This is a genomic window from Sulfitobacter sp. HGT1, assembly GCF_013282155.1.
Lineage (GTDB): Bacteria > Pseudomonadota > Alphaproteobacteria > Rhodobacterales > Rhodobacteraceae > Sulfitobacter.
Genome location: NZ_BLWI01000012.1, coordinates 367,702 through 379,332, shown reverse-complemented (window position 1 = coordinate 379,332; position 11,631 = coordinate 367,702). Strand labels below are relative to the sequence as shown.

Genomic DNA, 11,631 nt, shown 5'->3' with positions numbered 1-11,631 from the left:
GGCCGGCAGAGCGGACTAAGCTAGCTTTCGCCGAATGAATCTGAAGGCCCGCTTTGGGAAATTACAAACCACGGCTCTGACCGGTTCCTAGCTGAACGGAATCACTCAGACACCGCTCAATGTTCACGTTTGGCGGCGCGCGTAGCGTTTGCAGAATGACGCAACTCCGTTCTGCGGCGTCGATCAGCGCGTTCAGATGAGGCTCTGACAAATCACATTCCGTCCTCAGATCGACCCTCATGTGCGCATTCTGAAACCCAACAGGCACACTGTCACCTGTCATGAGCGCCCCACGGACGTCTGCACCAAGACTGACCTGCACTTCAAGGTGGTTCAGCTTTATCTCCTTGAGGTTGGCAATCATGCGGATCGCCGTATCGAGGCAACCAGCCAAAGCAGCGGCGAGGAGTTCGCCGGGACACGGAAAATCGCTTTCGCCTCCGACCGCTTTGTGGACGGAAACGGGGATATCCAACGGTATTCCTTCGCCGCAAACGACATGGCCATGGATCGGGTGATTGGCGGGAACCTGAGTATCAACCGACTTTGCATGATCATATACCCACGCGGAATCCGGCGTGACATGATATTGCTCGCGCAATGGCAATTGCCGGTCGAAAATGTTGGTCGGCTTTCCTTCTGCGAAAGCATGAATGTGGTTCAGGTGATTGGGGTCCAGTGTCATTTTACCGCCCCCTTCCAAGTCCGGGAACAAACGCAGGCACCTCACGCTGATATGCGCGGTAGTCCTCGCCAATCTCGGCGATCAGGTCCTTTTCTTCAAGATGAAGCACAGCGATGACAATGTATCCCGTGGTCACCAATGTGAACAAAAGATGCCCGACTGACATGGTTGGTGCCGCCCAAAAGGCAATCAGAAACCCGGTCATAATGGGATGACGCACCAATCGATACAGACCAACTTTGATGAACCCCGGTTGTGCTGCGTCACGATCTTTCAGGTTCGCATAGATCTGCTTCAGGCCGAGCAGATCAAAGTGATCGATCATGAAAGTCGAGGTCAGAACGACCAGCCAGCCAACCCAGAACAGCGCGGTCAATGCCGTGCCGGCAATCGTATTGCTGACGTCCCATATTGGTGTCGTTAGCGGTTGCCAGAACATAAAGATCAGGATCAGGGCAACGCATGTCATCAAGATGTAGGTGCTGCGTTCAGCGGCTTTGGGTATGATTCTTGTCCAGATACGTTTGAAAGCGGGACGCGCCATGATGCTATGCTGAAGCGCGAAGACGGAAAGCAGCGCCAGATTGATCATGAGTGAATTTGCGACCGGCCCCTGTGTGCCGGAATCAATGGATTTTGGCACTAGAATGTTGCCAACAAAACCAATAGAATACAGGAACGTTACCAGAAAAATGGCGTAGGCAGCGACGCCATAGATGAATGTAATTGAACGGCCCATGGAAAACTCCTTTCAGTGCGAAACCACCCGTGAAATCGGGCTTGCCTCAATGATGCGCGCTTAAATAGGTGGGAGATACTTCGCATTCTGTATCAAACCACTACATGATCCGTAGTAGCCAAGTCGCCCATGAGCACTGTACGCTTCGTAGATGGATGAAAAATCGAAGAACATATCTGGCAGCCTATGCCCGGCAATGGCATCCGCAGACATCTTGGGGGACAAATGGACCCTATTATTGCTCCGCGAGATGTTCCTAGGAACGACGCGGTTCGGACGATTTCAAAAGGCCATCCCTAGGATGTCACCTTCGATCTTGAGCAAGCGGCTCAAGACGCTTGAAGCCGCTGATATTATCATTCGAAAGGCTGCGCCATCTGGTCAGGCGACTGAATATAAACTAACGCGCTCTGGCAGAGAACTTGGGCCCATTGTCGAAAACATGGCCGTCTGGGGAATGCGGTGGCGCAAACGCAGTATCGCGGCGCAAGATTGTGATGTTGGCGGGTTCATGTGGGATTTCCACCGAACGCTGAATACCGCAGGCTTGCCCGACGGGGAAACCGTGATCCTCGTGCAAATTTCCGACCGCACTGATCTCAATTCATGGTGGGTGATTGCAAATGGCGATGCGACCGACCTTTGCGTCGACGACCCGGGGCATGAGGTTGATGTCTATTTGACGGCGACGCTCGCAAATCTGATAGCGCTTTGGTTGGGGGATGTGGATCTGCAATCGGCAGTGGGTGACAAAACCATCTATTTGGACGGGCCAAGGCATCTAATAAGTACAGCGCAGGATTGGATGGCACAGTCTCCACTTGTTGGGGTCAGGCCTGCTTCTTTGGCTCGATAATTTTTCTTGGCCAGCTTTATTCCCCAACCGTTGGTCGAAAACCGACATTCGCTGGGAAGCGGAAAATTGGTGGATCGTATCAAAAAAACTGCTGTTATTCGTCGCACGGCTCTTCGTCGTCCAGCAACAGGCGTGCTGCGCTTCCTGCGGCGTCGTCGTATTGACCGCTGCGCAGGGTCCACAAGAAGCCGCAAAGGCCCAAGCCGCCCAGAATGATCGAAACAGGGATCAGGATAATAAGAACATTCATTTGATGAACCTAACCCGCATTGCATTGGCGATCACGGTGATGGAGGAGGCTGACATCGCGATTGCGGCGAGCAGGGGGGTGGCATAGCCCAGAAGCGCGACGGGAATTGCGATGGCATTGTAACCGGCGGCAATCGCAAAGTTCTGTTTTGACAATTGCGACGTGCTGCGGGCGATCCGGATCAGCAGCGGGAAGCCGTCAAGGCTTTCGCGCAGCATCACCACATCCGCCGCGTTGCGCGATGCGTCCAGCGCGGATGACGGGGCGACGGACGCATGGGCGGCGGCCAGCGCTGCGGTGTCATTCAACCCGTCCCCGACCATCACGACATGGTGGCCCTCGTGCTGGAGCTTGCTGAGGTAGGCGTGCTTGTCCGTTGCACTGATCTCGGCCTGGATGTCTTTCACGCCAAGCTGAAGCGCCAAGGCACTGACCGCGTCCTGCTTGTCACCGCTCAAAATCTGGGAGGGAACCCCGAGGTCACGAAGGCCGTTCAACGCGGCCTCGACGCCTTCGCGCGGGGTTTCCCGCAGGGGCAGGGCGATGGCAGGGTCATCCCCGACTTTGAGGCCAAGACCGTTGAAGGAAGCGCCGATCCAATCGCCACGGCCAAGCTGGACGGTTTGCCCTTTATACAACGCCTGCATCCCGCTTCCGCCGACCTCTGCAATGTCGGTCAGCGGTGCGGCAACGGCAGTTGGCAGGGCAGCGACCAAAGCGCGAGAAACCGGATGGTCGGAGGCCTGTGCCAAGCCCTTAACGATGGCGGCTTGCTGGGAGGTCAGGCTGTCAAGCCGGGCATTGGCCCCCGCCAGTGTCAGCGTTCCGGTTTTGTCAAAGATCGCAATGTCGACTTCGGCCAGGCGTTCAAGCGCGGTGCCGGATTTCACCAGAAAACCCATTGAATACAGCCGCCCGATCGCCGCTGTGGCGACCGCAGGGACGGCCAGCCCGAGGGCGCAGGGGCAGGTGATGATCAGCACGGCCACCGCAATATTCAGGGCATGGCGGACATCGCCGTTGATCCAGACCCATGCCAGAAATGATATGAAGGCCAGCAGATGCACGGCGGGCGCATAGATGCGTGCCGCACGGTCGGCCAGGTTGGTATAGCTGTTGCGGCTGTTTTCGGCCATCTCGACCAATGTGGCCACGCGCCGCAGGGTGGTATCATCCCCAACGGCTGTGGCTGTCATTTCGAACGGGGCACCCAGATTGATTTCCCCGGCCTGAACCTGTTGGCCTTGGGCAAGGGTGATGGCGGCGGATTCACCGGTCAGAAACGAGCGGTCCGATATGGCTTGGGTACTGTCGAGTGTTCCATCAACAGGAACGCGCACGCCCGACGGAATAAGCAGCCGATCCCCGACGGCAAGCTCCGATACCGGGGTCTTGACCGCTTCGCCGTTTTCGATCCGTTGTGCTGTGCGCACTTCCAGCGCCGCCAGTTCTTTGGCGGCAGAACGCACGGAACTGCGGGTGTGATGATCCAGATAGCGACCGATCAGCAAGAAGAAGGTCAGCGACAGGGCCGCGTCGAAATAGGCATGGGCCCCGCCGTTCATGACTTCGAACAGTGACATCCCAGTGGCCAGCAGAATAGCGAGCGAGATCGGTACATCCATATTCAGCCCGCGCACCCGCAATGCAGACCATGCGCTGGCAAAGAACGGTTGCCCGCAATACAGCACCGCCGGTAGCGAGATCGTGGCCGATATCAGATGGAATAATTCGCGGGTGGTATCAGATGCACCGGACCAGATCGCGACAGAGAAAAGCATCACGTTCATCATGGCAAAGCCGGCAACGGCCAGCCGCACCATAAGGTTGCGCCCGACAGTATCCTGACGGGTCTCCAGCAGCGTGGCATCAAGCGGATAGGCCTCGTATCCAATCGATTTCAGTTGGGCGACGATGGTGTCGGCATCAACATCCGCGCCATGCACCGACAGCTGTTTAAGCGACAGGTTGACCCGCGCGGTGTCAACTTGGGGCAGGGCATTCAGCTTGCGTTCGACCTTGCCGATACAGGCGGCGCAATGGATCGTCGGCAGTGACAAGACCAGCGCAGGTGCAGCATGGTTTTCGGCGTGTTTCAACGCCATCGGGGCCGCTGCACAGCCCGGACATGCCGCGACCATTGTCATTTTTGCACCTTAACAATCACCCGCTGCTGAAACAGCGTCCCGTCAATCGCCCTCATTTTCAGGCGCAGATTCCAGTTTCCCGCACCGGCTTTGACATCGGCGACAAAAGCCTGGCCGTTGAACCTGAAATCGGGGGTCTGGTCTGCGGCGACACTGGTCGCACGGCCAAAGATGGCTTCTTCGATCACGGGGGAAACCGGGGCATCGCCCTTGAGGATGGTCAGCACCAGATGATCGCCGTTCAGGGTTGCCGCGACATCCCAGTCCAGCGCCAGCTGTGTTGCGCGGTCAACATCAAAGCTTTGCGAGGCAACATAGGAGTTTTTGACCTCGAGGCCCGGGAAGGTCCGTACGGCGTTGAAAGCCAATGTCAGGTTGACGGCGATGATCACACCAAAGGCCATCGCGAAGCCGGTGAAAACATGCCATCCTTTAAGTTCGCGCTGCATTTAATTCCCCTGTCCGTTGAAAGTTGTCGCCTTTGAGGCGCGTGTCTGTGCCGAGGTGTCTTCCACCCAAAGCCGCAGGTCGGTTGCCGCAGACTTGGCTGCCGGATCTTCCGGGCGGGCCGTGACATAGACACGCTGCAAAACGGTTGTATCTGCGGGGATGCTCAAAGTCAGGTCCTCTGTCCCCTCAAGTTCTATCCGCAAGATTTCGTCGCTGGTTAGTTTTAGCCTGAAATCGCGGGCCTCGCCGGATTTATTGCGCAGACGTACATCATAGATGTTGCGGATCGTGCCATCTGAAAGGGTCACATAGGTCGGGTTGCGCACAGGGCTGACCGTCAGTTCGATTTCGGATCTGATGAACAACGCATAGACAAGCCCAAGGCCGATCAGCAGCCAGACGACTGTGTACAGGATCGTGCGGGGCCGCAGGATATGCCTCCACAACGGTTTTACGGGTTCGCCAGCACGTTCGGCAGTTTCGTCTGACAGGGCCAGATAGTCGATCAAACCGCGCGGCTTGCCGATCTTGTCCATGACATCGTCACAGGCATCAATGCACAGCGCACAGGTGATACACTCCATCTGCTGGCCGTTGCGGATGTCGATGCCCATGGGGCACACGTTGACGCAGGCCATGCAATCGATGCAGTCGCCGGTTTCGGCAACAGGTTGAATGACGGGGGCTGCCGGTTTTGCCGCCTGACGATACGGCGTGCCGGGATAGCGCGCCTCGCCGGGGCCAGCTGCTTGTGCATCCGCCTCGATCTGGATGGCTTCGGCTTTGCTGCGGCGGCGGTTGTTGCTTTTGCCGCGGGGTTCGCCGCGCCAGTCGCGATAGGCGACGGTAATGGTATCAGGGTCCATCATCGCGGCCTGAATGCGCGGCCACGGGCACATGTAAATGCAGACCTGTTCCCGCAGGAACCCGCCAAAGATAAAGGTCGTCGCGGTCAGAATTGCGATGGTGATATAGGCCGCCGGATGTGCGGTCAGGCGAACCAGATCAACGGCCAGTGTCGGCGCATCGGTGAAATAGAACACCCAAGCCCCGCCTGTCGCAACAGAAATGGCCAGCCAAACTGCCCATTTGGTCAGGCGCAGCCGCCATTTGCGCAGGTTCCAGCTGGCTTTGTGAAGCCGGACACGGGCGTTGCGGTCGCCTTCGATCCAGCGTTCGACAAGAATGAAAAGATCGGTCCAGACGGTTTGGGGGCAGGTATATCCGCACCACACGCGCCCAAGCGCCGATGTGAACAGAAACAGGCCAAGCCCCGCCATGATCAAAAGGCCCGCCACGAAATAGAATTCATGGGGCCAGATTTCGATCCAGAAGAAATAGAAACGGCGGCTGGCAAGATCAACCAGAACGGCCTGATCCGGCAGGCTGGGGCCACGGTCCCAGCGAATCCACGGGGTGATATAGTAAATGCCAAGGGTGACGATCAATATCGCCCATTTGAAACGGCGAAAAAATCCGGTGACACGCCGTGGGAAGATCGGTTCGCGCGCTGCGTATAAAGAGGGTGGAGTCGTTTGATCAGTCATATGTTTATTCCTGTTTGCCCTCCCGACCTAGCTGTCCTCAGAACGATAAACCTTGATCTTGATCAACAACATCCCCGAAGCGACGCATTTTGCGAACAGGCGCGCTTTCGGGGATGTGAGCCAGTTATCAGGTAACTGGTTGCTTTCGCGTTACTCTCCGCCTCCCAAAGAGTGCACGTAGGCGGAAACGGCGCGAACATCGGCCTCGGTCAGGCGTGGACCCCAGGCGGGCATCACACCAAAGCGGGCGTTTTTCACGGTTTCGGTCAGGGCATTGCGGTCGCCACCATAAAGCCAGATCGCATCCGCCAGATTGGGGGCCCCTTGTGCGCGGTCCCCGAGACCGGTTTCACCATGACATGCCGAACAATTGTCAGCAAAAACAGTGGCCCCGGCTTCAGCAAGCGTGGCGTCAAATTCGGCGTTAGACAAGGACACGACATGTTCGACCACGGCGGTGATTTCGTCCTTTTCAAGGAGTTCGCCAAAGGCTGGCATCTGCGAATACCGCGCGTCAGCGTCCTGTTCGTTACGGATGCCGTGGCGCACGGTGTATTCGATGTCTGCCATCGCACCGCCCCAAAGCCATTCATCATCCAGCAGGTTGGGATAGCCTTTGGCCCCTGCCGCACCCGACCCGTGACATTGCGAACAATTGGCGCGGAACACCGCACCGCCACGTGCAACAGCATAGCGGTTCAGATCGGCACTGGCTGGCAAAACATCCATATCTGTCGCCAAAAGCGCGGTCGCCAGATCGGCGTTCTTGCTTTCGTGCGCGGTAATTTCAGCCGCCACATTTGCACGGGTCGACCAGCCCAAAACGCCCTTGGTCGCACCGGACACCATCGGCCAGGCGGGATAGGCGATGGTATAGATGATGCCCCAAATGATGCAGAGGTACAGTGTCCATAGCCACCAGCGGGGCAGCGGTGTGTTCAACTCTTCGATGCCGTCCCAGCTGTGGCCGGTGGTCTCGGTGCCTGTGACGTCGTCAGTTTTGCCCTTAGACATTGTCATCCCCTTTTTGTTTCGCGTGTTTGGGTTGGGTGTCGTCGCCCAAGGGTATCTTGGCCACATCGGTGTATATTTCTTCGCTGCCGGGGCGGAAGGCCCAGACGATGACGCCGGCAAAGAACAGGAACATCACCAACAGGATCCAACTGTCGGCAAGTTCGCGGAGGAAAGAATAGGTTTGCATTTCAGGCCTCCTTAACGGCTGGCATCTGGGGTGAAGGTCGAGAAATCAACCATGGTGCCAAGAATCTGCAGATACGCGATCAGCGCGTCCATCTCGGTCAGTTCCGGTTGGCCATCAAAGTTGGCCACCGCCGCACCGGGATAGCGTTCCAGCATGCCGTCATAATCAGCTTCGGGGTCGGCCTGGGCACGGAAATCCGCGCGGGCTTCTTCGATCTGTTCATCCGAATACGGAACACCGACAAAGCGATGGGTCTTTAGCAGCGCCTCGATATGGGTCGGTTCGATCGGGGTTTCCTTGAGGAACGCATATTTCGGCATGATCGATTCCGGCACCACGGATTGCGGATCGCTTAGGTGATCCACATGCCAGGCGTCGGAATAGCGCCCGCCCACACGTGCCACATCGGGGCCGGTCCGTTTGGACCCCCATTGGAACGGATGGTCGTACATCGATTCAGCCGCCAGCGAATAGTGGCCATAGCGTTCCACCTCGTCGCGCATGGGGCGGATCATCTGGCTGTGGCAGACATAGCAGCCTTCGCGCACATAGATGTCGCGCCCGGTCAGTTCGAGCGGCGAATAGGGCCGCACGCCTTCGACTTCCTCGATGGTGTTTTCCAGCCAGAACAGGGGGGCAATTTCCACGATGCCCCCCACGGTAACGACCAGCAGCGATGCAACCAGCAGCAAGGTAGGGCTTTTCTCAAGGATGGCATGTTTGTCGATAAAGGCCATTGTTTCAGCTCCTTATTCTGCAGGGGTTGCGTTTGAGGGCAGGGCTGTGGTGACCGGTTTCGCACCGCGAATGGTCATCCACATGTTCCACACCATGATCAGTCCGCCAGAGAGGTAGAGAACCCCACCCAAACCGCGCACCACATACATCGGGAACTTGGCGGCAACAGTGTCGGCAAAGGAGTTGACCAAGAAACCCTGATCATCGACTTCGCGCCACATCAGACCTTCCATGATGCCGGTGACCCACATCGACGAGGCGTACAAAACGATACCGATCGTGGCCAACCAGAAATGCCAGTTGATCGCAGACATCGAATACATCTTGTCACGTCCCCACAGTTTCGGCGTCAGGAAGTACAGCGCGCCAAAGGTGATCATGCCGTTCCAGCCAAGCGCACCGGAATGCACGTGCCCGATGGTCCAGTCGGTGTAATGCGACAAGGAGTTGACCGCGCGGATCGACATCATCGGACCCTCGAAGGTGGACATGCCGTAGAAGCCGAGCGAGATCACGAACATCCGCAAGATCGGGTCGGTGCGTAGTTTGTCCCATGCCCCTTGCAGGGTCATCAGGCCGTTGATCATGCCACCCCAGCTGGGCATCCACAGAACGATCGAGAACACCATGCCAAGGGTCGCAGCCCAATCGGGCAGGGCGGTATAATGCAGGTGGTGTGGACCGGCCCAGATGTACAAAAAGATCAGGGACCAGAAGTGGATGATGCTGAGTTTATAGGAATAGACGGGACGGTTGGCCTGTTTCGGAACGAAGTAATACATCATTCCCAGGAAGCCGGCGGTCAGGAAGAAGCCCACGGCGTTATGGCCGTACCACCACTGCGTCATGGCGTCTTGGACACCCGAGAACACCTGAACGGATTTTGAACCCCAGAAGCTGACCGGGATCGACAGGTTGTTGACGATATGCAGCATCGCAACGGTGATGATAAAGCTGAGGTAGAACCAGTTGGCCACATAGATGTGACGTTCGCGGCGTTTGAAGATCGTGCCAAGGAACACCACCAGATAGGCGACCCAGACAATGGTCAGCCAGATGTCGACGTACCATTCGGGTTCTGCGTATTCTTTCGACTGGGTTGAACCCAGCAGATATCCGGTTGCGGCCAGAACGATGAACAGCTGGTACCCCCAGAACACGAACCACGACAGGTTGCCGCCGAACAGACGCACAGAACTGGTGCGTTGCACGACATAAAACGATGTACAGATCAGCGCGTTGCCCCCAAAGGCAAAGATCACCGCAGAGGTGTGCAGCGGGCGCAACCGGCCAAAGTTGGTAAAGGGCTGGCCCCAGTCAAAGTTCAGTTCGGGAAAAGCCAGCTGAAAGGCGATGAAGGTGCCGACCAGAAACCCTGTGACGCCCCAAAAGGCGGTCGCGATGACACCGGCGCGGATCACGCCATCGGCGTATCCCGTTTCGGCGGCAGGCACGGGTTCGTCAATGCCCCGCAGGACCCAGACAAACATGCCAGCGGCCACAGCCATGATCACAAAAGCGTGGAATTGATAGGCCAGATCATGGCCCCAGTTCATGCCCATAGCGGCAAATACGGCGATGAGCCCTAATATAATGAGTTTAACGTAATTCATAATGCACCTTCTTATTGGCGCAGCCCTGTCCGGGTTGCGCACACCTGTTCGCAATCATCGGGTAGCCGCTGGTCAGACGGCCTTCCTTGATCTGTATCAAGTTTGTCGAATCAACAAATCAGCGTATCACGTGTACCGCACATTTCGCATGGCGCACGACATGATGCGCGACTGACCCCAACAAAATGTCGGAGAACACCGGTTGATGGGATGCGATAACGATGCAATCGGAATTGTTTTTTTCGGCCCAGCTCAGAATTTCCGATCCGGGACGGCCTTCGGTGGTGGCCGCGTGACAATTGGGAAGCGTTTTGGCCAGATCTTTCAGCTTGGTTTTGACGGTATCGCGGGCCTCGGTCATGAAATCCGTAGGGATGTAGTCGGAGACATAGACCGGGATCGATTCGATCACGTGCAGCAAGGTGAAATGCGCCCCTTCATCAGCAAGCGTGCGGGCGGCCTCAAATGCGATGTCAGTTTTCTCGGGGTTATTCAGAATAACGGGAATCAGGATATTGGAATACATCAGATTATCTCCTCTTGGGTTCAGAGGAGATAATCACTTTGATGTACCTATAGCTTTGATGCAGATCAAGTCGGCCAATGTCAGGCAATGTGCCCGCTAGACCAGCATACCGCCGTCTGAATCGTCGCCCGTTGCCAGATGCAGCGCGGGGAAATCGACGACCTCGAAACGGCGCCGGTCCGAAAACTGCAAAATGCCTTCTTTTTTCATCGCGCCCAGTTGCCGGCTGACAGTTTCCAGCGTCAGGCCAAGGTAATTGGCGATCTGTTCCTGTGTCAGGGGCAAAACCAATGCCTGTTGGGCAATCTCTGCGCCGCCCAGATGCTGGCGTTGCACAAGCATATGAATAAACGTCGCAATTTTTTCGCGGGCGGTTTTGCGGCCCAGCAACAGCATCCATTCGCGGGCGACATCCAGTTCGTCCAATGCCATTTCAACAAGACGTTGGGCGACATGCGGGGTCGACGCAATCAGCGCCTCAAAGGGTTTGCGCTGGAAACAGCACAGCGTCACATCGGTGACGGCAACCACGTCAAAATCAATCTGGGACCGGCCGGGGCGACCGATAAAGTCGGATGGCAACAGCAAGCCGACCATTTGTGTGCGGCCGTCTTCCATCGTTTTGCCCAAAGTCGCCACACCTTGAACCAGCGACGCGACAAAGGTCAGCGTATCGCCACGCCACAAAATGGGATCGCCCGCCTTAAAGGTCTTATAGCTTTTCAACTGCTCCAGAACATCCAGCTCGTCGCCGCTGCAATGGGCACAAACCGCGCGATGCCGGATCGGGCATTCGCTGCATTTCGTGCGCGAGAGTAAATCGATTGTCATAGTTGATCTAAATCAAGGAATATTGTCTGCATCTTTGCAAGTTACCCG

General features: G+C 56.7%; 13 protein-coding genes. 1 reads left to right on the top strand and 12 read right to left on the bottom strand.

Going from position 1 to position 11,631, the window contains the following annotated elements:
• Positions 1-61 precede the first annotated feature (61 nt).
• Positions 62-685 (bottom strand): OsmC family protein, encoded by a 624-nt coding sequence (locus HGT1_RS15340; RefSeq protein ID WP_176250817.1) that lies wholly within the window; start codon positions 683-685, stop codon positions 62-64.
• 1 nt (position 686) lies between these two features.
• Entirely contained in the window at positions 687-1,424 is a 738-nt protein-coding gene (gene mddA / locus HGT1_RS15335) for a methanethiol S-methyltransferase (RefSeq protein WP_176250816.1), read from the bottom strand.
• 151 nt (positions 1,425-1,575) lie between these two features.
• On the opposite strand from mddA, the gene HGT1_RS15330 reads away from it, so the two are divergent.
• Complete coding sequence (locus HGT1_RS15330) at positions 1,576-2,280, top strand: helix-turn-helix domain-containing protein (RefSeq protein ID WP_176250815.1); 705 nt, start codon at positions 1,576-1,578, stop codon at positions 2,278-2,280.
• A gap of 94 nt (positions 2,281-2,374) precedes the next feature.
• On the opposite strand, the gene ccoS is transcribed toward HGT1_RS15330, so the two are convergent.
• The 10 genes from ccoS to fnrL all read right to left on the bottom strand — a co-directional run bounded on the left by ccoS (position 2,375) and on the right by fnrL (position 11,583).
• Entirely contained in the window at positions 2,375-2,530 is a 156-nt protein-coding gene (ccoS, locus tag HGT1_RS15325; RefSeq protein WP_176250814.1) for a cbb3-type cytochrome oxidase assembly protein CcoS, read from the bottom strand.
• Positions 2,527-4,677 carry a heavy metal translocating P-type ATPase gene (locus HGT1_RS15320; RefSeq protein ID WP_176250813.1) on the bottom strand — a complete coding sequence of 717 codons (2,151 nt, stop codon included), beginning with the start codon at positions 4,675-4,677 and terminating at the stop codon, positions 2,527-2,529. Before HGT1_RS15320 ends, ccoS begins: the two co-directional genes overlap by 4 nt.
• Positions 4,674-5,126, bottom strand: a complete 453-nt coding sequence (locus tag HGT1_RS15315; protein ID WP_176250812.1) for a FixH family protein — start codon at positions 5,124-5,126, stop codon at positions 4,674-4,676. The genes HGT1_RS15320 and HGT1_RS15315 overlap by 4 nt, the downstream gene beginning before the upstream one ends.
• On the bottom strand, positions 5,127-6,674 hold the full coding sequence (gene ccoG, locus HGT1_RS15310; RefSeq protein ID WP_176250811.1) for a cytochrome c oxidase accessory protein CcoG: 1,548 nt from the start codon (positions 6,672-6,674) through the stop codon (positions 5,127-5,129). It lies immediately after the preceding gene.
• Between the two features lie 150 nt (positions 6,675-6,824).
• On the bottom strand, positions 6,825-7,688 hold the full coding sequence (gene ccoP / locus HGT1_RS15305) for a cytochrome-c oxidase, cbb3-type subunit III (RefSeq protein ID WP_255200218.1): 864 nt from the start codon (positions 7,686-7,688) through the stop codon (positions 6,825-6,827).
• Positions 7,681-7,875 carry a cbb3-type cytochrome c oxidase subunit 3 gene (locus tag HGT1_RS15300; RefSeq protein ID WP_176250809.1) on the bottom strand — a complete coding sequence of 65 codons (195 nt, stop codon included), beginning with the start codon at positions 7,873-7,875 and terminating at the stop codon, positions 7,681-7,683. The genes ccoP and HGT1_RS15300 overlap by 8 nt, the downstream gene beginning before the upstream one ends.
• Before the next feature lie 11 nt (positions 7,876-7,886).
• Entirely contained in the window at positions 7,887-8,612 is a 726-nt protein-coding gene (gene ccoO, locus HGT1_RS15295; RefSeq protein ID WP_176250808.1) for a cytochrome-c oxidase, cbb3-type subunit II, read from the bottom strand.
• 12 nt (positions 8,613-8,624) lie between these two features.
• Positions 8,625-10,226, bottom strand: a complete 1,602-nt coding sequence (ccoN, locus tag HGT1_RS15290) for a cytochrome-c oxidase, cbb3-type subunit I (protein ID WP_373029788.1) — start codon at positions 10,224-10,226, stop codon at positions 8,625-8,627.
• Between the two features lie 118 nt (positions 10,227-10,344).
• Positions 10,345-10,752: a universal stress protein gene (locus HGT1_RS15285; protein WP_176250807.1), complete on the bottom strand. Its 408-nt coding sequence runs from the start codon at positions 10,750-10,752 to the stop codon at positions 10,345-10,347.
• Between the two features lie 96 nt (positions 10,753-10,848).
• Entirely contained in the window at positions 10,849-11,583 is a 735-nt protein-coding gene (gene fnrL / locus HGT1_RS15280; RefSeq protein WP_176250806.1) for a transcriptional regulator FnrL, read from the bottom strand.
• Between the last annotated feature and the right edge of the window lie 48 nt (positions 11,584-11,631).

What these genes read in the sequence shown, in the direction of transcription:
- HGT1_RS15315 (WP_176250812.1), bottom strand. Translation starts at nt 5,126, where the DNA reads ATGCAGCGCGAACTTAAAGGATGGCATGTTTTCACCGGCTTCGCGATG.
- fnrL (WP_176250806.1), bottom strand. Translation starts at nt 11,583, where the DNA reads ATGACAATCGATTTACTCTCGCGCACGAAATGCAGCGAATGCCCGATC.
- ccoP (WP_255200218.1), bottom strand. Translation starts at nt 7,688, where the DNA reads ATGTCTAAGGGCAAAACTGACGACGTCACAGGCACCGAGACCACCGGC.
- HGT1_RS15285 (WP_176250807.1), bottom strand. Translation starts at nt 10,752, where the DNA reads ATGTATTCCAATATCCTGATTCCCGTTATTCTGAATAACCCCGAGAAA.
- HGT1_RS15300 (WP_176250809.1), bottom strand. Translation starts at nt 7,875, where the DNA reads ATGCAAACCTATTCTTTCCTCCGCGAACTTGCCGACAGTTGGATCCTG.
- mddA (WP_176250816.1), bottom strand. Translation starts at nt 1,424, where the DNA reads ATGGGCCGTTCAATTACATTCATCTATGGCGTCGCTGCCTACGCCATT.
- HGT1_RS15340 (WP_176250817.1), bottom strand. Translation starts at nt 685, where the DNA reads ATGACACTGGACCCCAATCACCTGAACCACATTCATGCTTTCGCAGAA.
- ccoN (WP_373029788.1), bottom strand. Translation starts at nt 10,226, where the DNA reads ATGAATTACGTTAAACTCATTATATTAGGGCTCATCGCCGTATTTGCC.
- HGT1_RS15330 (WP_176250815.1), top strand. Translation starts at nt 1,576, where the DNA reads ATGGATGAAAAATCGAAGAACATATCTGGCAGCCTATGCCCGGCAATG.
- ccoO (WP_176250808.1), bottom strand. Translation starts at nt 8,612, where the DNA reads ATGGCCTTTATCGACAAACATGCCATCCTTGAGAAAAGCCCTACCTTG.
- ccoS (WP_176250814.1), bottom strand. Translation starts at nt 2,530, where the DNA reads ATGAATGTTCTTATTATCCTGATCCCTGTTTCGATCATTCTGGGCGGC.
- ccoG (WP_176250811.1), bottom strand. Translation starts at nt 6,674, where the DNA reads ATGACTGATCAAACGACTCCACCCTCTTTATACGCAGCGCGCGAACCG.
- HGT1_RS15320 (WP_176250813.1), bottom strand. Translation starts at nt 4,677, where the DNA reads ATGACAATGGTCGCGGCATGTCCGGGCTGTGCAGCGGCCCCGATGGCG.